25 protein-coding genes and 2 pseudogenes are annotated in these 23,973 nt (G+C 71.4%); 15 read left to right on the top strand and 12 right to left on the bottom strand.

Features of this window, described 5'->3' with window-relative positions; all coding sequences use genetic code 11:
- Positions 1 to 39: 39 nt before the first annotated feature.
- Both LCH29_RS35865 and LCH29_RS35860 read right to left on the bottom strand, forming a co-directional pair.
- Complete coding sequence (locus LCH29_RS35865) at positions 40 to 969, bottom strand: endonuclease/exonuclease/phosphatase family protein (RefSeq protein WP_446465853.1); 930 nt, start codon at positions 967 to 969, stop codon at positions 40 to 42.
- Complete coding sequence (locus LCH29_RS35860; protein WP_446465852.1) at positions 966 to 1,484, bottom strand: ATP-binding protein; 519 nt, start codon at positions 1,482 to 1,484, stop codon at positions 966 to 968. Before LCH29_RS35860 ends, LCH29_RS35865 begins: the two co-directional genes overlap by 4 nt.
- A 288-nt stretch (positions 1,485 to 1,772) precedes the next feature.
- Here LCH29_RS35860 and LCH29_RS35855 point away from each other — a divergent pair, with 288 nt between their 5' ends.
- From LCH29_RS35855 to LCH29_RS35845, 3 genes and pseudogenes are all read left to right on the top strand, one after another.
- Positions 1,773 to 3,194 (top strand): Tat pathway signal protein, encoded by a 1,422-nt coding sequence (locus LCH29_RS35855; protein WP_446465879.1) that lies wholly within the window; start codon positions 1,773 to 1,775, stop codon positions 3,192 to 3,194.
- Positions 3,195 to 3,227: 33 nt separating this feature from the next.
- Complete coding sequence (locus LCH29_RS35850; protein WP_446465851.1) at positions 3,228 to 3,692, top strand: SAM-dependent methyltransferase; 465 nt, start codon at positions 3,228 to 3,230, stop codon at positions 3,690 to 3,692.
- Between the two features lie 208 nt (positions 3,693 to 3,900).
- Positions 3,901 to 4,032: pseudogene (locus LCH29_RS35845) on the top strand (antibiotic biosynthesis monooxygenase); the annotation flags it as partial.
- Between the two features lie 338 nt (positions 4,033 to 4,370).
- Here the strand turns inward: LCH29_RS35845 and LCH29_RS35840 are convergent.
- The 3 genes and pseudogenes from LCH29_RS35840 to LCH29_RS35830 form a co-directional block, all read right to left on the bottom strand.
- Positions 4,371 to 4,664 (bottom strand): putative quinol monooxygenase, encoded by a 294-nt coding sequence (locus tag LCH29_RS35840; protein ID WP_446465850.1) that lies wholly within the window; start codon positions 4,662 to 4,664, stop codon positions 4,371 to 4,373.
- Between the two features lie 164 nt (positions 4,665 to 4,828).
- Positions 4,829 to 4,994 (bottom strand): annotated as a pseudogene (locus tag LCH29_RS35835) (IS5/IS1182 family transposase); the annotation flags it as partial.
- A 71-nt stretch (positions 4,995 to 5,065) separates the two neighbouring features.
- Entirely contained in the window at positions 5,066 to 5,962 is an 897-nt protein-coding gene (locus LCH29_RS35830) for an arginase family protein (RefSeq protein WP_446465849.1), read from the bottom strand.
- A 130-nt stretch (positions 5,963 to 6,092) separates the two neighbouring features.
- Between LCH29_RS35830 and LCH29_RS35825 the strand changes: the two genes are divergently transcribed.
- The 5 genes from LCH29_RS35825 (at position 6,093) to LCH29_RS35805 (ending at position 10,341) form a co-directional block, all read left to right on the top strand.
- A complete protein-coding gene (locus tag LCH29_RS35825; RefSeq protein WP_446465848.1) occupies positions 6,093 to 6,830 on the top strand; it encodes a response regulator transcription factor in 738 nt (245 codons plus the stop codon).
- An 8-nt stretch (positions 6,831 to 6,838) separates the two neighbouring features.
- A complete protein-coding gene (locus tag LCH29_RS35820) occupies positions 6,839 to 7,585 on the top strand; it encodes a sensor histidine kinase (RefSeq protein WP_446465847.1) in 747 nt (248 codons plus the stop codon).
- Positions 7,586 to 7,685: 100 nt separating this feature from the next.
- Positions 7,686 to 8,930 carry a cytochrome P450 gene (locus LCH29_RS35815; protein ID WP_446465846.1) on the top strand — a complete coding sequence of 415 codons (1,245 nt, stop codon included), beginning with the start codon at positions 7,686 to 7,688 and terminating at the stop codon, positions 8,928 to 8,930.
- 23 nt (positions 8,931 to 8,953) lie between these two features.
- Entirely contained in the window at positions 8,954 to 9,154 is a 201-nt protein-coding gene (locus LCH29_RS35810; RefSeq protein WP_446465845.1) for a ferredoxin, read from the top strand.
- Positions 9,151 to 10,341 carry an NAD(P)/FAD-dependent oxidoreductase gene (locus LCH29_RS35805; protein WP_446465844.1) on the top strand — a complete coding sequence of 397 codons (1,191 nt, stop codon included), beginning with the start codon at positions 9,151 to 9,153 and terminating at the stop codon, positions 10,339 to 10,341. Before LCH29_RS35810 ends, LCH29_RS35805 begins: the two co-directional genes overlap by 4 nt.
- Before the next feature lie 34 nt (positions 10,342 to 10,375).
- Here the strand turns inward: LCH29_RS35805 and LCH29_RS35800 are convergent, their stop codons facing one another.
- The 3 genes from LCH29_RS35800 to LCH29_RS35790 form a co-directional block, all read right to left on the bottom strand.
- Entirely contained in the window at positions 10,376 to 10,714 is a 339-nt protein-coding gene (locus tag LCH29_RS35800) for a P-II family nitrogen regulator (protein ID WP_009718330.1), read from the bottom strand.
- Positions 10,711 to 12,018: an ammonium transporter gene (locus tag LCH29_RS35795; RefSeq protein WP_446465843.1), complete on the bottom strand. Its 1,308-nt coding sequence runs from the start codon at positions 12,016 to 12,018 to the stop codon at positions 10,711 to 10,713. Before LCH29_RS35795 ends, LCH29_RS35800 begins: the two co-directional genes overlap by 4 nt.
- 143 nt (positions 12,019 to 12,161) lie before the next feature.
- Positions 12,162 to 13,622 carry a PepSY-associated TM helix domain-containing protein gene (locus tag LCH29_RS35790; protein WP_446465842.1) on the bottom strand — a complete coding sequence of 487 codons (1,461 nt, stop codon included), beginning with the start codon at positions 13,620 to 13,622 and terminating at the stop codon, positions 12,162 to 12,164.
- A 159-nt stretch (positions 13,623 to 13,781) separates the two neighbouring features.
- On the opposite strand from LCH29_RS35790, the gene LCH29_RS35785 reads away from it, so the two are divergent.
- The 3 genes from LCH29_RS35785 (at position 13,782) to LCH29_RS35775 (ending at position 15,912) form a co-directional block, all read left to right on the top strand.
- Positions 13,782 to 14,453 carry a hypothetical protein gene (locus LCH29_RS35785; protein ID WP_446465841.1) on the top strand — a complete coding sequence of 224 codons (672 nt, stop codon included), beginning with the start codon at positions 13,782 to 13,784 and terminating at the stop codon, positions 14,451 to 14,453.
- Positions 14,454 to 14,512: 59 nt separating this feature from the next.
- Positions 14,513 to 15,103 (top strand): sigma-70 family RNA polymerase sigma factor, encoded by a 591-nt coding sequence (locus tag LCH29_RS35780; protein ID WP_446465840.1) that lies wholly within the window; start codon positions 14,513 to 14,515, stop codon positions 15,101 to 15,103.
- Positions 15,104 to 15,186: 83 nt separating this feature from the next.
- Positions 15,187 to 15,912, top strand: a complete 726-nt coding sequence (locus tag LCH29_RS35775; protein WP_446465839.1) for a DUF1775 domain-containing protein — start codon at positions 15,187 to 15,189, stop codon at positions 15,910 to 15,912.
- Positions 15,913 to 16,011: 99 nt separating this feature from the next.
- Here LCH29_RS35775 and LCH29_RS35770 read toward each other — a convergent pair whose 3' ends face one another.
- Together LCH29_RS35770 and LCH29_RS35765 are read right to left on the bottom strand one after the other, a co-directional pair.
- Positions 16,012 to 16,458 carry a hypothetical protein gene (locus tag LCH29_RS35770; RefSeq protein ID WP_446465838.1) on the bottom strand — a complete coding sequence of 149 codons (447 nt, stop codon included), beginning with the start codon at positions 16,456 to 16,458 and terminating at the stop codon, positions 16,012 to 16,014.
- Positions 16,455 to 17,096, bottom strand: a complete 642-nt coding sequence (locus LCH29_RS35765; RefSeq protein ID WP_446465837.1) for a hypothetical protein — start codon at positions 17,094 to 17,096, stop codon at positions 16,455 to 16,457. The genes LCH29_RS35770 and LCH29_RS35765 overlap by 4 nt, the downstream gene beginning before the upstream one ends.
- 131 nt (positions 17,097 to 17,227) lie before the next feature.
- On the opposite strand from LCH29_RS35765, the gene LCH29_RS35760 reads away from it, so the two are divergent.
- Positions 17,228 to 17,758, top strand: a complete 531-nt coding sequence (locus LCH29_RS35760) for a GNAT family N-acetyltransferase (RefSeq protein ID WP_446465836.1) — start codon at positions 17,228 to 17,230, stop codon at positions 17,756 to 17,758.
- Between the two features lie 35 nt (positions 17,759 to 17,793).
- Here the strand turns inward: LCH29_RS35760 and LCH29_RS35755 are convergent, their stop codons facing one another.
- A complete protein-coding gene (locus LCH29_RS35755; RefSeq protein ID WP_446465835.1) occupies positions 17,794 to 19,845 on the bottom strand; it encodes a DHA2 family efflux MFS transporter permease subunit in 2,052 nt (683 codons plus the stop codon).
- 187 nt (positions 19,846 to 20,032) lie between these two features.
- Here LCH29_RS35755 and LCH29_RS35750 point away from each other — a divergent pair, with 187 nt between their 5' ends.
- Together LCH29_RS35750 and LCH29_RS35745 are read left to right on the top strand one after the other, a co-directional pair.
- Positions 20,033 to 21,376, top strand: a complete 1,344-nt coding sequence (locus LCH29_RS35750) for a peptidoglycan-binding domain-containing protein (protein WP_446465834.1) — start codon at positions 20,033 to 20,035, stop codon at positions 21,374 to 21,376.
- Between the two features lie 177 nt (positions 21,377 to 21,553).
- Positions 21,554 to 22,207 carry an HAD-IA family hydrolase gene (locus LCH29_RS35745; protein WP_446465833.1) on the top strand — a complete coding sequence of 218 codons (654 nt, stop codon included), beginning with the start codon at positions 21,554 to 21,556 and terminating at the stop codon, positions 22,205 to 22,207.
- A 40-nt stretch (positions 22,208 to 22,247) separates the two neighbouring features.
- Here LCH29_RS35745 and LCH29_RS35740 read toward each other — a convergent pair whose 3' ends face one another.
- Entirely contained in the window at positions 22,248 to 22,829 is a 582-nt protein-coding gene (locus LCH29_RS35740) for a TMEM165/GDT1 family protein (RefSeq protein WP_446465832.1), read from the bottom strand.
- A gap of 483 nt (positions 22,830 to 23,312) precedes the next feature.
- On the opposite strand from LCH29_RS35740, the gene LCH29_RS35735 reads away from it, so the two are divergent.
- A complete protein-coding gene (locus LCH29_RS35735; RefSeq protein ID WP_446465831.1) occupies positions 23,313 to 23,972 on the top strand; it encodes an HNH endonuclease family protein in 660 nt (219 codons plus the stop codon).
- Position 23,973: the final 1 nt, after the last annotated feature.

Genomic DNA, 23,973 nt, shown 5'->3' with positions numbered 1-23,973 from the left:
GCCGAAAGCAGCCGGTTCGCCGGGGCGGTCGTCTCTTGGTCATGCGGCCGTCCGAGCGTCCGGCGCAAGAACGCGGCGCAGGCGCGAGAGGCTGAAGGTGGCCATGACGGGGCAGTGGTCGGACGCCTCGCGTACGTCGTCGTTGACGATGGCCTCCAGCCGTGTGAGGGCCTGTGCGACCTGCGGCGTCGCGTAGATGCGGTCGATCCGGCGCATCGGACCCTGGTCCTCGCGCCACAGCGAGGAGGTGGGAGCGAGGGCTTCCGGCTGGTCGAGCACGGTGGCTGCGTAGTGCCCCAGCTCTTTGAAGACCGGTGGGCGCCGATCACGTTCGCCCGCCAGGATTTCGTCCGGCCGGGTGTCGGACACACGCTCTCCGTTCCGCTCGAACGTACGGTGCTCGAAGTGGGCACGGTCATCGATCTTGCTCCAGACGGGCAGCGGAGCCTTCTCGTCGTCCGACCGGTGCGGATTAGAGTTGCAATCACCACCGATAATCGCCGCTTTGCCCGGCCCGCCGAGCGTGGTCAGCCGCCGGGCCTCACTCGCACGCTGATCCGGGCAGAAGAACGACAGATGGAACGAGGCCAAAGACAGCTTCCCCGGGGCTCCCTTGATGCGCACCACCGGGTTGCAGACCGGGTGCCACATGCCAGCGGTGTACTGGTGGAACTCGACTGGCTGGCACAGATCACGGTCGATGTACACGCCAGTCTGGTTGGCGGATTCCCGACCTGCTTCGGCGAGGAACGGAGTGTGGCCGCCGAGGCGCGCCGCTTCCGCCCACAACGCTCGCCCTCCGTGCATGTCGGCACGCTTCAACTCCTGGCGAAGCAGCACGTGCGGCCTAAGGGCGGCCAGGACATCCATGGCCAGGTGCCAGCGTTCGTCCGAGCCGCCACAACCGGCGCCGTTGCGCTCGACGTTCCACGAGACAACACGGAAGGCATCGCCATCGAAGTTGCTCACAGAGCGCCCCTTACCGATGCGGGCGCCGTGAGGGCGCACCAGGTCTTCGTCCCGTCCTCACTAACCCCCCACGAGTTCGCGATGGAAGCGACGAGGAACATCCCACGGCCGCTCTCCGCGTCAGGTTTCGCGTCGTGGACCTCCGGCCGACCCGACGAGCCGTCGTCGACCTCCATCACGACCAGGTCGGTGTTCCGGTCGGTACCGACGATCAATCGAAACCCGACTTCGGGGCCCTTCCCGTGCTTCAAGGCGTTGGTGACCAGTTCACTGATCAGCAGCACAGCGTCATCGAGATCGGTCGAGAGGTCCCAGTATTTGAGCTTGGCGGCCCCGATCCGGCGTAGGTATCCGACCCAGGCGCCTGCGACGACCGCCACGTCCATGTGGCCCCGCGCAGAGGGACGTGTGATGGTCAGCGTCAGGTCTTCGAGCACTGTGGGCAGAGGCCCGGCGACGCTCCCAAGGCTCCGCTCCGCAAGGATCTCCGCGCCCCTTGCGGTAGTGACAGCCATACCTCGCTCCTCCGCGGCTCAGACAGACAGCGCGACGTGGGACCGTTGAGTCGGAAACCGAACCAACATTGCCAACGTTCACGTGGTGGACACGTAGAGCGAACCGCGTTCGGGGCATGGTGGGAACGGGGTCAAGGACCGACGGGTGGTCAAAGCGATCAAAGATCATTTCCTTTGGTCGCCCCGCGAGCGGGTGAACCTCCGGCGTCTGCGTGCCGGGTACGAGTGCTGCGACTACGGTGACTTCACCAGCTGAGGTCAGAGCTAGGACAGCCCACGTTGGCCAAAATGGTCAAAGATCGTTTGAGTGCAGGGGTTCCCGCCATGGCACGCAGAAGGAACGAACGACTCGCCGAGTTACTTGAAGAGGCGGGCTGGTCACGGGCGCAGGCCGCGAGCGCGTTCAACAGGGTGGCCCAGGAGAGCAAGCTGCTCGACTACGCGAGCATCGGGCGGTCGCACGTCAGCATGTGGGTGGGCGGGACGGAACCGTCCGGCGCAGCGCCCGCTATCTTGTGCCAGGCACTGTCTCGGCGATTGAAGCGTGCCATCACGCCAGATGAGCTCGGGTTCGCTAACCCCCATGCGCCGGCGCAGGGAACGCTGGATTGGGATGTCGACCCTCTGATCGTTCTGACCGACCTGGGGAGGATGGACTTGGACGCGGACCGCCGAAAGCTCATAAGCGGCGCTGTGTACTCCGTGGCTCCGCTCGCCCTGCCCGGAGAGCGATGGTGGCAGGCGATGACCCAGACGCCGCAACAGCCAACACCGCGGCAGCAGCAGGTGGGGCGCGGGGACGTAACCATGGTCGAAGAGCTGACGGTGGCCTTCTCCCGCATGGACCAGCAGCGCGGTGGCGGCCACGGCCGCAAGGCGGTCGTGCAGTACCTGCACTCTGATGTCGCTGACTTCCTCCGAGGCAAGTTCTCCAGTGATCAGGTCAGGCGCGATATGTTCTCGGCAGCCGGCGAGCTGGCCTACCTGTCCGCCTGGATGGCGTTTGACAACGCGGAGCACGCCGTTGCGCAGCGGTACTTCGTCCTGGCAGCCAAACTCGCTGCGCGGGCGGATAATCCTCCCTTGGTCGGTCACATTCTGCGCGCCATGGCTCATCAAGCTCTTGACCTGGGGTTCTTCAAAGAATCCCTGGAGCTGTCCACAGCCTCCGTGGAAGGCCAGCGGTACGCTGCGGCTACCCCGAGGGAGCGCGCCCTCCTCGGGGTCGTGCATGCTCGTGGCCTCGCCGCAAACGGCCAGCAGCGGGCCGCAGCACAGGCGTTGCTCAAAGCCGAGGACGACCTTGCCTCGGCTCGGGACAGCATCCACGAACCGCACCGCACCTTCTTTTTCTCAGGCGCGGCGCTGGCTCACGAGACCGCATGCACCTTGCGCGACTGCGGCGACCGTGAGGGAGCCATCCGTCAGTTCCGTCAGAGCATCCGCACCCGAGGGGCCGCCTTTCGCCGCACTCATGCGGTCACACTCGGCTACCTGGGAGCCACACAGATCGCCAACAGAAGCGTCGAGGAGGCTTGCGCCACCTGGAGCGGGCTCCTCGACGCCATGGAAGAGGGCATCTACTCCGGGCGGGCCAGGCAGGCGGTCCACGACGTGCGCAAACTGCTCTCGCCATACCGGCGTCGTGGAATCCCCGTTGTCGCCGAGCTGGACACGCGGGCCGCCTCGTACTTGGCCCGAGTAGATTGACGACATCGTGGCCACGCGATCAAGGGGAAGCACATGAAGTCGCTGGAGATCAAGCCCATCGGCACAGTCGTCGGCGGGCGCACAGAACCAACTGACGACCGCTGGACCGGGACGGCGATCATCCGCCTGAACCCAGACTTCCCCGACGAGGTCGTTCAAGGCCTGGAGGAGTTCTCTCACCTCGTGGTGGTCTGGCATTTCCACCTGGCCTCGCCCGGTGACGTCGCCTTGCACGCACGGAGCCCCCGGAACAACCCTCGGTGGCCAGCGACCGGCACGTTCGTACACCGCAACCACCGACGCCCGAACCAGCTCGCCCAGTCCTTCCCACGGCTACTCAAGGCTGACGGTCTCGACCTCCACGTCACGGACCTGGACGCGGTCGACGGAAGCCCGATCTACGATCTCGCCCCGTACTTCAAGGAGATGGGACCGCGTGGCGAAGTTCGCCAGCCGGCTTGGCCCGGGGAGATGCTGTCCGACTACTGGGCAGACTGACCCCCAGAACCGACTTCATCGCTTGGCTCAGTAAGCGCCTTCCACATCTGGACGAGGCCTGAAACCACGGCGACACCGCGGGTGGCTAATGGGCCACGCCGCCACGCCGATGCGGTCGGAGTTCCCGGGGTGCCGGAAGTCCGAGGGGCCGTCGATGACGGCGAGTCCATACCGGCCGATGTGGCGCAGGGTGGTGGAGGCGTCGAGTTGGATCGAGGGCCCGATGAAGGCGGCCCACCACCGCGGCGGCGAGGACGCCCCGCAGCAGAAGCCCGCCGCCGTCGGCTCCACGCTGTGGTCCTTCGAGGTCGTGCAGCAGGCCGCCCCGAAGCAGGGCTGACACTGGCCCTGCACACGTCGCGAACCCTCTGAACCTCTGCCAGAGGGCTCGCGGTGCTGTGTTTTCACGCGTCGCCGTAGGTCGTGTACAACTTCGACCGCTCGACGCACCAGGAGCACTGACACGGTGGCCACGCCGATGTCTCCATCGGCTTCAGAGGATCGGTAGGGAGCCTTACGCCGGTCCGGCGAATCGGGCGGGTCTGTGGTCCTGCCCGCGTTCGCCACCGACCGGCCCCCTGTTCTTGGAGGCTCGCCCCGTGGTGGCTGCCGGATCATCACAACGCCCTCGCCAGACGATTGCCCTACAGGCGAGGGCCATACCTGCGGAGGAATTCATCAGTCGAAGGGCGGCCCGGTATGCGAGATCTCGTGCTTGAGTACCTGGTCGCCCTTGATGTCGACGGATACGGAGGGGCGCGGCGCCACCGCTCGGAAGGCGTCGAGGGCCTCCTGCGACTCCCAGTGCTCGAAGTTGTTCACGCGGCCCGGCTCGATCGGGTCGGGCGAGATGGACAAGTCGAGGCAGCCTGGGCGACTGCGGGCCGCCTCCATGATGGAGTGGCACCCCTCGATGAAGCGGTCCCTGTCCTTGGGATCCACATACAACTTACCGGCCACGATCACCGACATACTGCTCTTCCCTTCTCTCGCATCCCAGGGACGTAGCCCCCAGCAAGGGTCGGCCGAATAGCTGCAACCCACGTCTGTGGACTTCCGACATCCACGAAACTCATCGCCCGGCCGGTGGTGCCGCACCATCGCGTCGGGCTCTCTTTTGACGAGCGTGTTCGCTGGTGAGTGAATCGGCGGTAGCAGATGAGGGCTGCCGAGATGCTGGCGAAGGCCAGGAACGATCGGCTTTGCGTTCGTAGGGGCGGTGCAAGCCCAGCGGCCCCCGGACAGCCAGGCCACCGTCCGCTCCACGATCCAACGGTGGCGGCCCAGCCGTTGAGACTGGTCCTTCGAGGTCGTCCAGCAGGCCGCGCCCAAGCAGGGCTGAAGCGCCACCCCGCCCACGGCTGATCGCGGGGTCAGCCGTGAGGGAAGGCCGACTCCAGCAGGTCGGCGAGGAGGGCCGCGCAGGCGCCGTCGGGGTCGAGGTCGGGGTCGTAGATGGTGAGGTTGAGGCCCACGCAGCGCTCCGACCGCACCAGGCCCCGCAGCAGCGGGGCAAGCTCCTCGGGCAGCAGCCCGCCGGGGTCGGGGCTGTCGACGGCGGGCATGACGGACGGGTCCAGCACGTCCGCGTCCAGATGTACCCAGAAGCCTTCGGTCGCGGGCGCTTCGAGGCTCCGCAGGACCGTGTCCGCGGCTTCCTCGGCGCCCCGCTTCCGGATCTCCTCGACCGTCATGTTCGCGATCTTCAGCGCGGTCAGCTCGGCCCGTTCCGTGTCGTACTCCCGGATCCCCAGGAGCTGGACGTCCTCGTCCTTCAGGTACGGGCGGAGTCCTTCGATGTCCGTCAGGTCCGCCTGGCCCCGGCCGGTCGCGAGGGCCAGCTCCTCGCCGCCCGCCGCGCCGATCCGGTCGGAGTTCCCGGGGTGCCGGAAGTCCGAGGAGCCGTCGATGACGGCGAGTCCGTACCGCCCGATGCGGCGGAGCGCCACCGAGGCGCCGAGCTGGATGGAACAGTCCCCGCCCAGCACGAGCGGGAAGTCCCCCGCCCGGACGTGGCGTTCGACCCGGTCGGCGAGCTTGCGGGTGTACGTCGCGATGGCCTCGGCGTTGAACACGCCGTCGCCCTCGCGCCAGTCGCCGCGGTCATAGCGGGGCGGCACGACGACGCCACCCTCGACCGTCCCGAGCCGCTCCAGCACCCGCTGCTCCCGCAGCGCGCCCGCCAGCTTGTAACACCCGGGCACGGTCCCTTCCCGGGGCGGCCGGAGGCCGAGGTTGGAGGGGGCGTCGATGACGACAATGCGGCGCATCCCGCCATTCTGACCGCACCGTCCGACAAGGGTCCACCGAACTGGGGGCATACGCGCCCCTGTCCTGAAGTCGTCGGTGGGGGTCGGGGCACCGGTGCCGTGGAACGGGCGGTTCAACTAGGGTCTTCTCGTGTACGGGAGTGTCAGCGAGAAGCCGGTGCCCGCCCGCGGGGACGGGCAGCGCATTCTGGTCGTGGACGACGAGTCCAGGATCGCCGAACTGCTCTCGACCACCCTGGAGCTGGCCGGGTATCAGGTCGGCACCGCGGCCACCGGGGGTGAGGCGCTGGACCGGGTGGGGCGGGAGCGGCCGGATCTGGTGATCCTGGATGTGATGCTGCCCGATGTGGACGGGTTCACGGTGTGCCGGCGGCTGGTGGCCGCGGACGAGGACCATCCGCCCGTTCTCTTCCTCACCGCACGCGACTCGCTGGATTCGCTGGTCACGGGGCTGGGCATCGGCGCGAACGACTACGTGACCAAGCCGTTCCGGATCGCCGAGGTGCTGGCCCGGGTGCAGGTGCTGCTGCGCGGGCGGCGGCGCGGGGTGCGGGCGGAGGAGCCGCCGCGGTACGCGGATCTGGTGCTGGACGATACGACCCGGCAGGCCCGGCGGGGCCGCCGCGCGCTGGACCTCACCCCGGCCGAGTACCGGCTGCTGCGCTATCTGCTGGTCAACGCCGGGCGGGTGGTGTCCAAGGAGCAGATCGGCGAGCATCTGTGGTTCAAGGACCACCGGGCTTACGGGGACAACGCCATCGAGAAGCTGATCTCCCGGCTGCGGCACAAGGTCGACGAGGCGGAACCGGCGCTGATCCACACCCGCCGTGGCTTCGGCTACTGGCTCGGCCGGCTCACCGCCGGATGAACGACCGCATGAACGACCGCATGAGCGACCGCATGAGCGACGGCCCGCACGGGGACGAGCGGCAGCAGCGGGTGGAGGTGCTGCTGCACGAGCTGCGCACCTCCCTGACGACCATCCGCGGCTGGGCCGAACTCCCGCTCCAGGGGCTCAGCGACGACCCCGAGCTGATGGTGCGCGCCCTGCGGCGGATCCAGGACGAGGCCGACCACATGTACGAGGGGATCCAGCGGGTGTTCCCCCGTGCGCACGCCACCTGGGAACGGCCGCCGCACCTGGAGCCGGTGGATCTGCGGGACGTGGCCGACGAGGCGGTCGCGGACCTGGGGCTGCTCGATCCCGAACGCCCCATCGCCCGGGAGGACTCCGGCCCGGCGACGCTCGTCGCCGATGCCCGGCTGCTGCGGCACGCCGTCCGCAATCTGCTGGGCAACGCGCTCCAGCACACCCCCGCCGGTTCCCCGGTGACGGTGGCCGTGCGCGGCCCGGTGGGCGGGCCCGGCGGGAAGCCGCGGGTCGAACTGTCGGTCGGCGACCGGGGCCCGGGCATGGACCCGCGGGCGATCGCCCGGCTGACCACGCCGTACCAACAGGACGGCCACGGCGAACCAGGCGGCGGAGGCGGCGGGCTGGGATTGACCATCGTGCGGCGGGTGGTCGACCTGCACGGCGGCGAGGTGGCCGTGAGCAGCGCGCCCGACCGCGGTACGACGGTCACTGTGGCCTTGCCCACAGTCAGGGTTTCGTCAGGCAACTGACCGGGCGGCGTCAGGTCGGCGGGGTTCGCTGGTCATCACGTCCCCGGTGCACACAGGTTCACGCTCCGCTCCTGTCGGAATCCCCCACCCGAGGAGAGACATGACCGAGACGCTGGCAGAGACCACGCCCCATTCCGACGAGCCGATCCCGGCGTACCCGATGCCGCGGGCGTCCGGATGCCCCTTCGACCCGCCGCCCACCGCGCAGGCGCTGCACGCCGAACGGCCCGTCGCGAAGGTGCGGATGTGGGACGGCAGCACGCCGTGGCTGGTGACCGGGTACGCCGACGGGCGCGCCCTGCTCGCCGACCCGCGCGTCAGCTCCCAGTCCACGCTGCCCGGCTTTCCGCATCCGAGCGCGGGTTTCCGCGAGAACGCCGAGCGGCGGCGTTCCTTCATCGGCATGGACGACCCCGAGCACGCGCGGATCCGCCGCATGGTGACCGCCCCGTTCGCCATCAAGCGGGTCGAGGCGCTGCGGCCCACCATCCAGAAGATCACCGACGATCTGATCGACACGATGCTGGCCGGGCCCGCCCCGGCCGATCTGGTGCGCACGCTCGCGCTGCCGCTGCCGTCCCTGGTGATCTGCACGCTCCTCGGGGTGCCGTACGAGGACCACGAGTTCTTCCAGGAGAAGAGCTCGCTCATGATCAACCGTTACTCGTCGGCCGAGGACATGATCAGCGCCAGCGACGCGCTGACCGACTATCTGGACGAGCTGATCGGGGTCAAACTCGCCGAGCCCGCCGAGGACATGCTCTCCGAGCTGGCCACCCGGGTCAGCAGCGGTGAGCTGACCCGGCGCGAGGCCGCCACCATGGGCGTCCTGCTGCTGATCGCCGGTCATGAGACCACGGCCAACATGATCGCCCTCGGCACCGTCGCCCTGCTGGAGAACCCCGACCAGCTCGCCGTCCTGCGGGAGACCGACGACCCGAAGGTGGTCGCCAAGGCGGTGGAGGAGCTGCTGCGCTATCTGACGATCGTGCACAATGGGCGGGGCCGGGTCGCGCTGGAAGATATCGAGGTCGGCGGCGAGACCATCCGCGCGGGGGACGGCATCATCGTCTACTCCGGCACCGGCAACCGGGACCCTGAGCTGTTCCCCGAGCCCGACCGGCTGGACATCGGCCGCGACGCCCGCCGCCACATGGCGTTCGGCTTCGGCGTCCACCAGTGCCTGGGCCAGCCGCTCGCCCGGGTGGAGCTCCAGGTCGTCTACGGCACGCTCTACCGCCGCATCCCCACCCTGCGGCTGGCCACCGGCGCCGGGCAACTGCCGTACAAGCACGACGGCCTGGTGTACGGCGTCTACGAACTGCCCGTCACCTGGGACGCGTGAGCGAAGGAGACAAGGGAGTCACCATGCGAGTGGAAGTCGATGTTCCCAAGTGTGTCGCGTCCGGACAGTGCGTGATGATCGCACCCGATGTGTTCGACCAGCGGGACGAGGACGGATTGGTCGTGCTGCTGGACGAGAGGCCCGGCGCCGAACTCCACGACGACGTACGGGAGTCCGCGATGATCTGCCCGGCGGCGGCGATCCGGGTGGTGGAGGAGGAGTGAGACGCGTCGTCGTGGTCGGCGCCTCCGCCGCCGGGCTCGCGGCGGCGGAGACACTGCGCCGGCAGGGTTACGACGGCACCCTCACCCTCGTCGGCGACGAACCCCACCCCCCGTACGACCGGCCGCCGCTGTCCAAGCAGATCCTCGACGGGCGGTGGGACGCCGGACGGCTGCCGCTGCGCGGCCGGGACCAGCTGGACGCGCTCGGGCTCGACCTGCGGCTCGGTACCGCCGCGACCGGGCTCGACCCGGCCGGGCGTACGGTCGCGCTCGCCGACGGGGCCGAGGTGCCGTACGACGGGCTGGTCGTCGCCACCGGTGTACGGCCACGACGGCTGCCCGGCGATCAGCGGGGCTGCCATGTGCTGCGCACCCTGGACGACGCGCTGGGCTTAAGGGACCGGCTGACGGCGGGGACGCGGCTGGTGGTCGTCGGCGCCGGGTTCCTCGGCGCCGAGGCCGCCGCCGTCGCGCGCGGACTGGGCGCGGAGGTCACCCTGCTGGAACCGGCGCCGGTGCCGCTGGCGCCCGCGGTCGGCGAGGACGTCGGCCGGGTGCTGTCGCGGGCGCACCTCGACCACGGCGTGGACCTGCGCACCGGGGTCACGGTGGCGGAGGTGACCGGCGGCGGGGTGCGGCTGGCGGACGGCGGGCTGGTCGCGGCGGACGAGGTGCTGGTCGCGGTCGGTTCGGTGCCCAACACCGAGTGGCTGGAGGGCAGCGGCCTCGCGTTGGGCAACGGGCTGGAGTGCGACGAGTTCAGCGCCGCCGCGCCCGGTGTGTATGGCGCGGGGGACGTCGCGTGCTGGCACAACCCGCTGTTCGGGACGGCGATGCGGATCGAGCACCGTACGAACGCCACCGAGCAGGGCGTGGCGGCGGCCCGCAATCTGCTCGCCCCGGCGCCGGAGGCGCGGCGGCCGTATCAGCCGGTGCCGTACTTCTGGTCGGACCAGTACGGGCTGCGGATCCAGGCGTACGGCCATCTGCGGGGCCATGACGAGGTGGTCGTGGTCGAAGGCTCCCTGGACGAGGGGGCGTTCCTGGCCGCGTACCGCCGCGGGGACCGGCTGACCGGGGTGCTGGCCGTGGGCGTGTCGCCCAAGGTGCTGCGCGGCCGGCGGCAGTCGATCGCCGCCGGTGCGCGGTGGGCGGACGCGGTGGACCGGGCCGCGACGGCGGCGTAACGCCCCCGTGCGGGAGGGGCGGGGCGGGCGGGGGTCAGACCGCGTCCGGTCCCCGCTCCCCCGTGCGGACGCGCACGAAGTCGTCGACCGGGACGGCCCACACCTTGCCGTCGCCGATGCGCCCGGTGCGGGCGGCGTTCACGATGGCGTCCATGACGGCGTCGGCCTCGGCGTCCTCCACGACCACCTCGATGCGCGCCTTGGGCACGAAGTCGATGCGGTACTCGGCGCCGCGGTAGACCTCGGTGTGGCCGCGCTGCCGACCGAAGCCGCTGGCCTCGGTGACGGTGAGGCCCTGCACACCGATCTCCAGCAGCGCCGTCTTCACATCGTCCAGCTTGAACGGCTTGACGATCGCCGTGATCAGCTTCATGGGGTGGGGGTCCTGTCCGGGTGATGCGGCGGGCGGTGGACGGCGTTCTGCGGCACGCCGTGGCCCAGAACCCCGTGATCATAGGCGCTCTCGGCGTGGACGGCGAGGTCGAGTCCGGACCGTTCGTCCTCCTCCGACGCCCGGAAGCCCATGGTCCGGTCGATGAGCTTCCCGATGCCGTACGTCATGACGAACGCGTACGCGCCCACCGCCAGCACCGCCACGATCTGCTTGCCCAGCTGTCCCACGCCGCCGCCGGACAGCAGCCCGGTGGGGCCGTCGGTCATCGCGGAGGTGGCGAACACGCCGATCAGCACGGTGCCCACGATCCCGGCCACCAGGTGGACGCCGACGACGTCGAGCGAATCGTCGTAGCCGAAGCGGAACTTCCAGCCCACCGCGTACGAGCAGAGCACCCCGGCCGCGAGCCCGATCAGCAGCGCCCCGGCGACGCCCACGGAGCCGCACGACGGGGTGATCGCGACCAGCCCGGCGACCGCGCCGGACGCGGCGCCGAGGGTGGTGGCGTGGCCGTCGCGGACCTTCTCGACCACGAGCCAGCCGAGCAGCCCGGTGCAGCCCGCCGCCTGGGTGTTGACGAACGCGGCGGCCGCCAGGCCGTTCGCCCCCAGCGCCGACCCGGCGTTGAACCCGAACCAGCCGAACCACAGCAGCCCGGCGCCGAGCAGCACCAGCGGCAGGTTGTGCGGCCGCATGGCCTCCTTCTTGAAGCCGATCCGCGGCCCGAGCAGCAGCGCCAGCGCCAGCCCCGAGGCCCCGCAGTTGACTTCCACGACGGTGCCGCCCGCGAAGTCCAGCGCCTTGAGCTTCTCCAGGATCCAGCCGCCCGGCCCGAACACCCAGTGCGCCACCGGAACGTATACGAGCAGCGTCCACACCGCGACGAACGCCACCCACGCCCCGAACCGGGCCCGGTCCGCGATCGCCCCGCTGATCAGCGCGGCCGTGATGATCGCGAAGGTGAGCTGGAAGGCGGCGTGGAGCAGCGTCGGCACCGACCCGGTCAGGTCCGTCGGGCCGATCCCGCGCATCCCCGCGTATTCGAGGCCGCCGAGCAGCCCGGCGCCGCCGAGGTCCTTGCCGAACGCGAGGCTGTAGCCGACGAGCAGCCAGACCACGGTGACGACGGCGATGGAGACGAAGCTCATCATCAGCATGTTCAGCGCGCTCTTGGCCCGCACCATGCCGCCGTAGAACAGGGCGAGCCCCGGCGTCATGAGCAGCACGAGGGCGGTGCTGGCCAGCAGCCAGGCGGTGTCGCCGGCATCGAATCCGGTCGGCATGTCGATAAGTCACCTTCCCAGTCGTCATGGCTCGCATCGACGGGTGCTCGATGGCCATCAGGGAAGGTTCACGTCCGGTCGTTTCCACCAGCGCACGGACGTGTTTCCTCGATGTTTCGTGTTGCGTCGGCGTTTCCTCCCGCTCACCGCCCGTATTTCCCTTTCTCTGCGGGCCGGGCCCGCCGGGCGGCGATGCGGCCTGCCGCGATGTCCACGGCCAGGAACGCGGCCAGCGGGATGCCCAGCAGCGGCAGGTAGTAGCCCACCACGGCGATCCCGACGGCCAGCGGGGCCAGGACGTACCCCGGCACCTGCCGCCAGGCGCCGCGCGGGAGGGGGCGGCCGAAGGCGCCGGTGCGGCCGCGCTGCCACCACATGCGGTAGCCCCACACGATGAGCAGGATGAGGGAGAGGGCGAGGGCCGCGAGGGCGAGTTGGTTGACGATGCCGAAGAGGATCCCGGTGTGGAGGTCGATGCCCCACCGGCTGAGCTTGGCCAGCAGCGGGTAGTCGGCGAACCGCACGGTGTCGGTGACCTCGCCGGTGGCGGGGGCGACGGCGACCGCGTCCTGCTTCTCCGGCCAGCTGCGCTGGATCTGGCTGACCGTGTACGCGGCGCTCGGGCCGGACGGCGGCACGATCTCCACCGGGTCGCCCAGGCCCTTCGCCCGGGCGGCCTTCAGCACGGTGTCGTAGCCGACGTCGGTGTTCTGGTGCCCGCCGCCCGAACCGCCCATGTCCATCCCCGGCATGGCGCCGTGACCGGCGTGTTCACCGGTGAGCCCGGAGGCCACGGCCGGGGTGGACTGGTTGACCGCGGCGCGCAGGTCGGTGACGTTCGCCCCGGCGTACGTGGACCAGGTGAGCCCGGTGGCGGACAGGAAGAACAGCCCCGCGGCCACCCATACGCCGAGGCCGCCGTGCAGGGCCAGGGTGCGGCGGCGGCCGGTGGTGGGGGCGGCGGTGTCGGCGGCACGCTTGTTACGGCGGCGGGCGAACCAGAGCAGCAGCCCGCCACCGGTGATCACCCACAGCCAGCTGGCGGCGAGTTCGCTGTAGAGGCGGCCGCTCTCACCGAGGTGGAGATCGCGGTGGAACTCGTCGATCCAGGTGCGCAGCGGCAGCGCGCCGGTGCTGCCGTACTGCTCCAGCGCGCCGCGCACCTTCGCGGTGTACGGGTCGACGAACACGGCGCGGGTGTGGCCCTCGGCGACCCCCTTCACGCCGGAGAGCATGACCCGGGTGGTGGCGGTGTCGTCCGGCGACGGGCGCACCGCGCTGATCGTGCCCTCCGGATGGGCCTTGCGGGCCGCGTCGATCTGCCGGGAGAGGGGCAGCTTGGCGTCACCGGCCGGGACGCGCAGCTCATGGCCGTAGACGAGCTTCTCGGCCTGGTAGGAGCCCGCGTACAGCAGTCCGGTGGTGGCCGCGATCAGCAGGAACGGGGCGACGAGGACACCGGCGTAGAAGTGCAGCCGCAGCACCAGGGGGCGCAGCACGGACCAGGCCGAGCGGGCGGGGGCGTCCCGGTCGGCCGCGTCGTCGACGGCGGCGCCGGCGTCAGCGGCGTCGTCGGCCGGGGCGACGTGTTCGTCGGTGGACATGGACGGCCCTCCAGGCTCGGGGTGGTGCGAGGCGTGCTCGTCCAGTAGTCGGGGCGGAGGAGGGGTGAGTTCCGAGAAGTTTTTGTGGCCTGCGTCACATGCGCGCGCGTTTTATCAACTTGGGACGAGTTCACACCGTCGACCGAGGTGGGTGACACGATGACCGGCATGACACCCGGCCCAGCTCTCCGCACCACGCGTGCCGCGATCTTCGCGGTGGTGTGCGTGGTGATGGCGGCGGTGGGCCACGCGGTGATGTCCGGCGGGTCCGTACCGGGTTGGATGCTGGGCGGGGCGTTCCTCGCCACCGCCTCCGCGGCGTGGTGGCTGACGGGGCGCCAGCGCGGGGGCGCGGTCGTGACGGGGGCGACGGTGGGGGCGCAGCTCGCACTGCACCTGCTGTTCCACTTCGCGCAGTCCGCGCCGATGACACAGGCATCCATGCGACACGGCACGCACGGCGGCGGGGGCATGAGCGGCGGCCCCGGCGCGCACGGCATGGAGGGCATGGCCGGGATGGCCGACGCGCACATGACGTCGGCGGCGGACGGCATCACCCCCGGCATGCTGCTGGCCCACGCGCTGGCCGCGCTGGTGTGCGGGCTGTGGCTGTGGTGCGGCGAGGCCGCCGCGTTCCGGCTGGGCCGCACGCTCGCGGCCGCCCTCTTCGTACCGCTGCGCCTGGTCCTGCGGCTGCTGGGCGCGGACGCCCTGCCGCTGCCGGTCCGCCGCCTTCCGGCGCGGCCGGGGGCGGGGCGGGCGCTGCGCGCGGCGCTGCTGCACTACGTGGTCGCCCGGAGAGGTCCCCCAGAGGGTCTCGTGCGCATCTGACCCGCCTGTCGCGACCGGTGACGGGCGGAAGCCCGTGACTTCCCGGAGGACATCAGGCGATGACCCCTGCCCTCGTACCGGATCGCGATCAGCAGATCACCGCATGGGCGCTGGCCGCCCGCGACGGCGACGCTGACGCGGTCGAGCACTTCATCCGCGCCACCCATCTCGACGTCTGGCGCTTCGTCGTCCACTTGAGCGGCGATGTGCACGGCGCCGACGACCTGACCCAGGAGACGTATCTGCGGGCGCTGGCCGGGCTGCCCCGGTTCGCCGGGCGCTCCTGCGCCCGCACCTGGCTGCTGTCGATAGCCCGTCGTGCGGTCGCCGACCGCTACCGCGCCGCGGCGGCCCGCCCCCGTATCGCCGAGACGACCGACTGGCGGACGGTCGCCGAACGGGCGCAGCCCGCCGGGCTGCCCGGCTTCGAGGAGGGCGTGGCGCTGCTCGAACTGCTGGCGACGCTGGACGCCCCGCGCCGCGAGGCGTTCGTCCTCACCCAGCTCCTCGGGCTGCCCTACGCCGACGCCGCCTCGGCCACGGGCTGCCCCGTGGGGACGGTGCGGTCCCGGGTGTCCCGCGCCCGCGAGCACATGACCGCGCTGCTGCGGGCGGCCGAGGACAGCCGCCCGCTGACGGCTGCCCGCTGACAGCCGTCCCTTGACAGCTGTCCACCGACAGCTGTCCGCTGACACATTTCACTATCTGTCATCTGCTTTGAGGAGTCTGTCCGATGTCAACTGTGCGTACGATGCGCCGTCTCGGTGCCGTGAGCGCCGCCGCGATCGCCGCGACGATCGCCTTCGCGGGGCCCGCGTCCGCCCATGCGGAGGTCACGGCCTCCAACGCCCAGGCGCTGGCCAAGGACGTCGTCCTCACCTTCACGGGCGAGGCCGAGTCGGAGTCCGGCGGCTTCACCGAGGTGCGCGTGGTGCTGCCCGAAGGCATCGCGCCGGGGGACGTCACGCTGGACGAGGCGCCCGAGGGCTGGAAGATGAAGTCCACGAAGGACGGCTACACCCTCAGCGGGCCGAAGCTGGCCGTGGGGACGAACGCCGTCCACAAGGTCAAGGTGCGGCAGCTGCCCGACGCGAAGTCGCTGGCGTTCAAGACCATCGAGACCTACAGCGACGGCAAGGTCTCGCGCTGGATCGAACTGCCCGGCGACGGCCCGGAGCCGGAGGAGCCCGCGCCGGTCCTCGAACTGAAGGCGGCGGCCGCCGGAGCCAAGCCCGCGAAGTCCCCCTCCCCGTCGCGGGACGCCGCGGACAAGACGTCCGGCAAGGCATCCGGCACGAGCGACAAGGCGTCCGGCGACAGCGGCACGACGGAGAAGAAGGCGGACGAGGAGGAGAGCAGCAACGCGGGCGCCGCCACCGCGATCGGCATCAGCATCGGCGTCCTGATCGTCGCGGGTGCGGGCCTGTGGGTGTTCAAGCAGCGCCGCTCGGCCGAGTGACCCGTCAGCCGCTCGCCTCCGCCGGCTGCTTGTAGAAGAAAAGGGCCGCCGCCCGGAGCGAGGTCCGGGCGGCGGCCCTGGGGAGGGGAGGCGGAGGGCTCAGACGCTGAGCAGCCGCTCCAGGACGTTGCGGTAGCCGCGCATGGCCAGGCGCAGCTCCTCCGTCTCCTCGGTGCCCGCGGCGTCTTCGTGCCAGGCGGCGCGGAGGGTGCGGCGGCGTTCGGCGAGGAGGTCGACCAGCCGGGCGGAGACCTCTTCGAGGAGGGCGTCCGCCTCTTCCACCGAGCCGCGCGGGGCGTCCACGAAGCTGCTGACCGCGTACCGCAGACGCTGGTTCAGCTTGTCGTGCTCGCTCGTCGGCAGGACGGGGAAGCTGGGCCCGTCCGGGGTGGCCGTCTGCTCCACACCGCCGCCGCCCATCGGTGGGCCCGGAGGCGGCACTTCGTGCTTCTCCAGGCCGTGCCGACGGTCGCCGTTGGTGTGCTCGGGTCCGGGGCTGTAGTCCGCCCCCAGGCCGATGTTCCGCTCGGGTCCGTGGTCCGTCATCGTGCACCGGCCTTCCCGATGTGCCAGGCGTGGGTCTTCCGCCCCGCCCTACCGGTGTGCCTGTGATGCCCCTGGGGCCCGTCGGGCGCGTGGTGGGGCGGTTTCACCAGCTCCTCGAAGAAGGGCCGGGCGTGCACCACCGCCTCCCGCAGCTCCTCCGTGTCGGCCCGGCCCATACGGGCGCGGGCGGCCGCGACGTGGACCTGCCGGTAGCCCTGCACACAGTCCGCGTGGTGCACGGACAGGGCCGCGACCTGCTCCTCGTAGCGGTCGGACGGATAGCCGCGGTCCCGCGCGAGGCGGGCGAGCAGCTGGTCGGCCCCGGCCACCGCACGCTCCGGGGACTCGATGAACTCCTCCTGGGTGCCCACCCACTCGGCCAGGTAGTGCTCGCGCAGCTCCCCGGAGAGGGGTTCGGTCTTGAGGTCCTGATACAGCCGCAGTCGTTCGTCGAGTTCGCGCTCCGCCGCCTTCGTGTCGCCCGCGTGCTCGGCGACGTTCAGGTCGTACTCGGGTCCGAAGTGGCGTCGCAGAGCATTCTTCCTGCCGCCCCCTCGCGCACGTACGACGACCGCGGCGAGCAGGGTCACCAGGACGACCGCAGCGGCAACCACGATGATGATCGCGCCAGTTGACATGGTCTGCTTCTGCCTTCCCGCAGGTGCCCCCCTGTTCGGGGGCTCTACGGCGCCGGGTAGCCCGCTCCTCCGTGCTCAAACTGCGTCAAATTCCGATACGGCCCAGACGGACACATGCCAGGATGCCTACCATGCCCCGCCCGTCCTGGGCCGTCGCCGAGCGGCCCGTCACCGACCCGGTCGCGGTCACGCTGCTGCGCGAGTACATGACCGACGTGGCCGACCGCTACTACCGGCTGCACGAGGGGCGCGACGCGACGCCCGAGGAGATCGAGCGGGCACTGCGCGAGATGCCCAGCGACGACCTGGCCCCGCCGGACGGGGTGCTGCTGGTGGCCCATCACGACGGCGACGCGGCCGGGTGCGCGGGCCTGCGGCGGCGGGACGGCCACACCGGGGAGGGCCACACCGGGAAGGGCCGCACCGCCGAGCTGAAGCGGGTGTTCCTGCGCCCCGGCAAGCGCGGGCTCGGCGGGGGCGCCGCACTGCTCGCCGCCATCGAGGCGGCCGCGGGCGAGCTGGGCGTCGTACGGATCGTGCTGGACACCCGGCGCGATCTGGTCGAGGCGCGGGCGCTGTACGCACGCCACGGCTACCGGGACGTACCGGCGTTCAGCGAGGGGCCGTACGCCGAGGTGTGGATGGCCAAGGACCTCGTGTGACGGACGCCGTACGGCTCACGGGGGCGCCGTACGGCTCACGGGGGCGGCTCGCGGCGCCAGGGGCGCTCCGCGTCGGAGCCGCACATCTCCCGCGTCAGCTCGTCCACCAGCTCGACCAGGTCCGTCGGCCGGTCCGGTGACCACCAGTCGCCCAGCAGCTCGGCCAGCGACGCCTCGCGCGCGCGGAAGAGGCGGTCCGCGACCTCCCGGCCCTTGGGGGTCAGGGTCAGGTCGAGCCCGTACCGCGCGCCGAGCCCGCGTTCCTCGATCTGGCGCGCCGCGCCGAGGATGGCCCGCAGCGGTACGGGCGTGCGCTCGGCCAGGACGGCGGGCTCGACCGAGCCGTAGTGGCGGATGCGCAGCAGCATCCAGCTGGCGGCCGGGAGCAGGTCGAGCCCGGCGCGCTCGGTGATGTCGACGTAGACCTTCCGGCGGCCCTCGCGGCTGCCCAGCAGCGACAGGGCCCGCGCGCATTCGTCGTACGAGGAGCGTTCGACGGGGTTGCTGGCCAGGACCTCGCCGCCCTCGGGCGCGGTGACGCTGGCACGCAGCGGCTCCTCCCGCAGGAACCAGGCGAGGACGAAGGCGAGCAGCACGACCGGGACCGCGTAGAGGAACACGTCGGTGATGGAGAGGGCGTACGCGTGCACCACCCCGGCGCGGTCGCCCGGTGGCAGCCGCCCGAGGGCGCGGGGGTCGGCGGCGAGCCCGCCGGGGGTGACGCCCGGCGGCAGCGGCCGCCCGCCGAGCGCGTCGGCGATCTTGGGGGTGAGGTTGCCCGCGAAGATCGAGCCGAAGACGGAGACGCCGAAGGAGGCGCCGATGGAGCGGAAGAAGGTCGCGCCGGAAGTGGCGACGCCGAGGTCCTGGTAGCTGACCGAGTTCTGCACGATCAGCACCAGCACCTGGATGACCAGTCCGAGCCCGCAGCCGAAGACGAAGAAGTAGAGGCTGGTCTCGATGGTCCCGCTGGTCTCGCGCAGCTGGTGCAGGAGCAGCAGCCCGATGCCGGTCACGGCGGTGCCCAGGATCGGGAAGACCTTGTAGCGGCCGGTGCGGCTGACCAGTTCGCCGGAGACGGTGGAGCACAGCAGCATGCCGAGGACCATCGGCAGCATGTGGACGCCGGAGAGGGTCGGCGAGACGCCCTGGACGATCTGGAGGAAGGTCGGCAGGTAGATCATGCTGCCGAACATCGCGAAGCCGACGACGAAGCCGATGACCGCGCAGAGCGTGAAGGTGCGGCTGCGGAAGAGCTTCAGCGGCAGCACCGGTTCGGCGGCCCGCCGCTCCACGTGGACGAAGGCGACCAGCAGGACCGCGCCGAGCGCCGCGAGCCCGAGGATCTGCCAGGACCCCCAGCCGAAGCTGACGCCGCCGAGCGAGGCCATGAGCACCAGGGCGGCGGCCACCCCGGCGATGAGGCCGGTGCCGAGGTAGTCGATGGTGTGGCGGGTGCGGCCGACCGGGATGTGCAGGACGGAGGCGATGACGAGGAGCGCGACGACGCCGACGGGAAGGTTGATGTAGAACACCCAGCGCCAGCTGAGGTGGTCGACGAAGAGCCCGCCGAGCAGCGGCCCCAGCACGCTGGTGCAGCTGAAGACGGCGCCGAAGAGCCCCTGGTAGCGGCCGCGTTCACGGGGCGGGACGATATCGCCGACGATGGCCATCGACAGCACGATCAGCCCGCCGCCGCCCAGCCCCTGGAGCCCGCGGAAGGCGATCAGCTGGCCCATGTCCTGGGCGAGCCCGCACAGCGCCGAGCCCGCCAGGAAGATGACGATGGCGGCCTGGAAGAGCTTCTTGCGCCCGTACTGGTCGCCGAGCTTGCCCCACAGCGGGGTGGCGGCGGTGGAGGCGAGCAGATACGCGGTCACCACCCAGGACAGGTGGTCGAGACCGCCGAGGTCGCTGACGATGGTCGGCAACGCGGTGGAGACGATGGTCTGGTCGAGCGCCGCGAGCAGCATGCCGAGCAGCAGGGCGCCGATGGCCACCAGGACCGTGCGCTTCGGCCGCCCCTGCTCGGGGCCTGGAACCAGGGGGTCCGGGACCGGAGCCGGGCGGCCGGCGTCCTGCGCCATGACGACTCCTCGGACTCCTCGGCTGCTCGCCCTCCCATCCTCTCCCCAACCCGCCCTTTTTGCCCTGTTACGGTCCGCCGGGTCGGGTGCGTCCGTGACGCACCCGGCACCCCTCCTGACGACGAACGCATGCGCGGAAGCCGATCAGATGCGCATAATCGCAGCGAATTACAGGGAGGGAAATTTCGTGACGGCAGATTCCTGCCCGCACTGCTACGCACCGTTCCGCGCGAACGGTCGGCCCAGCTGTGCGTGCGCCGCACGCGCCACCACCGCGGGCCCGGCGATCGGGCCCGTGACCGGCGACACCAGTGCGCAGACCACCGACGACCAGACGACCGACGCCCGGGCGGCCGCCCCGCGGGCCGACGACCAGCCGCGCGCGGTCCGTCCGTATCTCAGGCTCTCCGGCGAGCGCGGGAGCGGACCCCGCCCGCGCGACGTGGGGAAGTTCTTCCGTAAGTCGAAGGGCGAGACGGAACCCGCCGCAGGGGAAACCGCCGCGACGGAAGCCGCCGCAGCGCCTCGGCACGGCCGGGAGTCCGGGCAGCGGACCGGGCCGCCGCCCGGGCTGCGGACCGGCCGGGTGCCCGGCGGGGAAGGGAACGCCGCCGACGAGACCCAGGCGATCGACCGCATCGCGCCCATCACCCCGGCCGACCGCATCACCCCCGGCGGTCCCGTCGACCGCACCCGGGTGATCGACCGCATCACCGCGGCGGGCCGCCGCGACAGCGCCGCCCGGACGGCCGCCGGAGGAGCCACGGGCCCCGTCACGGGAGCCGTCACGGGAGCCGCCCACGGAGAGGGGCACGGCGGCGGGTCCGACAGCGAGACCGTCAGCAGCTCCGATGGCGGCGGTGGCCGCCGCCGCAAGAACCGCCGCAAGCCCGTCGCCACGGCGGTCGCGGGGGCCGCCGCGGTGGTCGTGGCCGGAACGCTGGCGTTCACCACCGGCCTGCTGGGCGGCAACAAGGACGGCGGCGGCAAGCGCGGCGACAGCGCGCTCGGCGATACGCAGACCAGCGTCCCGGACGAGCCACCGACCGAGGACGAGGGCGCCACCCCGTCCCGCCGCTCCACGCCGAGCAAGAAGCCCAGCGCCTCGCAGTCCCCCGCGAAGCCGCCGAGCGCGAGCCGCAACCAGGACCGCGCGACACCCCCGGCGCCCCGTACGCCCTCGGCGCCGCCCACGACCCGTCCGACCACCCCACCGGCGCCGGACCGGCCCAGCACCCCGGACAAGCCGCGGCAGCCGACCAAGCCGCCGACCACCGAACCCCCGAAGACCCCCGAGCCCACCGGCCCGCCGGTGCTGCGCGAGGGCGACAGCGGGGCCGAGGTCACCGAGCTCCAGAAGCGGCTGACCCAGCTGCTGCTGTTCATCGGTACCGCGGACGGCGAGTACGACGACGTGGTGAAGAACGCCGTCGTGGCGTACCAGGAGCGGTACGACATCAAGGGGGACCCGGAGGGCGTCTACGGCGAGAACACCCGCCGGGACCTGGAAGCCCGCACCGACGAGCCATAGAAATCGGGGGGCCGCGTCGAAAGACACCCCCGGCCCCTGGCGTACGGGCGGGCCGCTTTGTATCGTGGAGGAACAAAGTGGTTCCGCCCGTTTTCCCTGACCGGCGGGCGGAGCCACTTGTGTCTCTTCGGCCTGCCCGCGCCCTGCCCGCCTCCCGCCGCGCCCTGGAGTCCCCCCATGCCGCTCACCGCCCGCGCCCTGCTGCTCGACATGGACGGCACACTGGTGAACTCGGACGCCGTGGTCGAGCGCTACTGGCGGATCTGGGCCGCCGACCAGGGCCTGGACCCCGACGCCGTGCTCCGGGTGGTCCACGGCCGCCAGGCACACGCCACCATGGCCGCGCTGCTGCCGGACCGGCCCGTGGAACAGAACCTGGCCGACAACCGGTGGATGCTCGAACGGGAGACCACCGACCTGGACGGCGTCGTGCCGATCACCGGCGCGCCCGCCTTCATGGCCGCGCTCGACGGCCTGCCGCACGCCCTCGTCACCTCCGCCGACGACGGCCTCGCCCGGGCCAGGATGGGGGCGGCCGGACTGCCGCTGCCCGCCGTCCTGGTGACGGCGGAGCGGGTCGGGGCGAGCAAGCCGGACCCGGAGGGCTTCCTGAAGGGCGCCGCCGAACTGGGCTTCGCGCCGCACGACTGCGTGGTCTTCGAGGACTCGGAGGTCGGCATCGCGGCGGGCCGGGCGGCCGGGATGCGCGTGGTCGGCGTCGGGCCGCGCGCCGCGGCCCACGCCCCGGACGCCCATGTGACGGATCTGACACAGGTGCGGATCGAGGCGCTGCCCGGCGACGGCGGCCTGCGGCTGCACGTCGCGGACTGAGCGCCCCGACGCGCCCCGACACCCCGTAGAGCTCAGCGGCTCACGCCGCCACCGCCTCGTACAGGCTGAAGCCGCCCAGCGCCAGCATCACCAGCGCCGCGACCTTCGTGATCAGCCGCAGCGGTACGTACTTCATCAGGGTGCGGCCGCCCAGGATGCCCAGCCCCGCGACCGCCCACAGGGCCAGCACCGCGCCCAGGCCGACCGACAGCGGATCGTCGTAGCGGGCGGCGAGGTTGGCGGTCATGATCTGGGTGAGATCGCCGAACTCGGCGACCAGGATCAGCGTGAAGCCCGCCCCCGCGACCTTCCAGAAGGACTGGTCGGCGGGCTTGCTGATCTCCTCCTCGTCCTCGTCCTTCTTCATCAGCAGCATCGCCGCGCCGCCGAGGAAGAGCACGCCGACGACCGTCTGGAGCAGCCGGTGCGGCAGCAGGCCGAGCACGCTGCCCGCCGCGATGGCGATCCCGACGTGGAGGGCGAAGGCGGCGGCGACGCCCGCGAAGACGTACGAGGCGCGGTAGCGGGTGCCGAGCATCAGCCCGGCCAGGGCGGTCTTGTCGGGCAGCTCGGCGAGGAAGACGACGCCGAAGACCACGGCGGCGACGGTGAAGCTGAACACGGGCTGGATACCTCATAGGGTCGGGCCGCACCGAGGGGCCCGGGGAAAGGGGTCGCTTCGGCACGGCAGCGTCGGACACTGCGGCCGAAGGTCTCGCTGGCGTACGCGACCCGCCTGATGCGGCGGCCGCCTCGTACGCTCCGGGCGCCGGCCCGCACCTCGAGGGGCGGGCAGTATGTCGACGGTCCGGCGAGGAGCTACTCCCCTTCTGCTGCCGACCAGCCTACGGGACGCCTCCCGCGCGCCGGTCCGGGGGGCCACCACCAGCGGCGATGGGGGTGACGCGGCGGGGCACGCGGCCACGCCGCGGTGGGCGACGGCGGCTCCGGAGCGCATCCCGCGTCCCGCCTCCTTTCTGAAGCCCCTTGCGTTGACATGACCGCGTCGCCACTCTGTTACCTGGCGCCTGCCCCACGTCCACCTGGCGCCACCACGATGGCCGCGTTGGCGTGGCCAACGACCCCCCACTCCAAGGGAGTTCGCATGTCGCACATGCACGACCGTCGGCGCGTCTACGCGCGTCGCGCCGCCGTCTTCGGCGGGTTCGCCGGGCTGCTGGGCACGCTGATGCTCAGCGGACCGTCCGCCGAGGCGGCCCCGCCCACCCCGCCGAGCGCCGCCACCGCCCGCACCCAGCTGGCCGCGCTGACGGTCAAGGCCGAGGGGTCATCCGACGGTTACAGCCGGGACAAGTTCCCGCACTGGATCACCCAGAGCGGCTCCTGCAACACCCGTGAGGAGGTCCTCAAGCGCGACGGCACCAACGTCCAGACCGACTCCAGCTGCGCGGCCACCAGCGGCACCTGGAAGTCCGCCTACGACGGCGAGACCTGGACCGCCTCCTCCGACGTGGACATCGACCACGTCATCCCGCTCTCCGAGGCGTGGAAGTCCGGCGCCAGCAGCTGGACCACCGCCCAGCGCCAGGCCCTCGCCAACGACCTGACCCACTCGCAGCTGATAGCCGTGACCGACAACGTCAACCAGGCCAAGGGCGACAAGGACCCTGCCGAGTGGCTGCCGCCGCTGGCGTCGTACCACTGCATGTACGCGCGCATGTGGGTCTCGGTGAAGTCCGCCTACAAGCTCAACGTCGACTCGGCGGAGAAGGCCAAGCTGAGCGACATCCTGAGCGGCTGCTGAC

The sequence above is a fragment of the Streptomyces sp. BRA346 genome (genome assembly GCF_052851135.1).
This window is presented reverse-complemented; position numbering and strand designations above follow the sequence as displayed.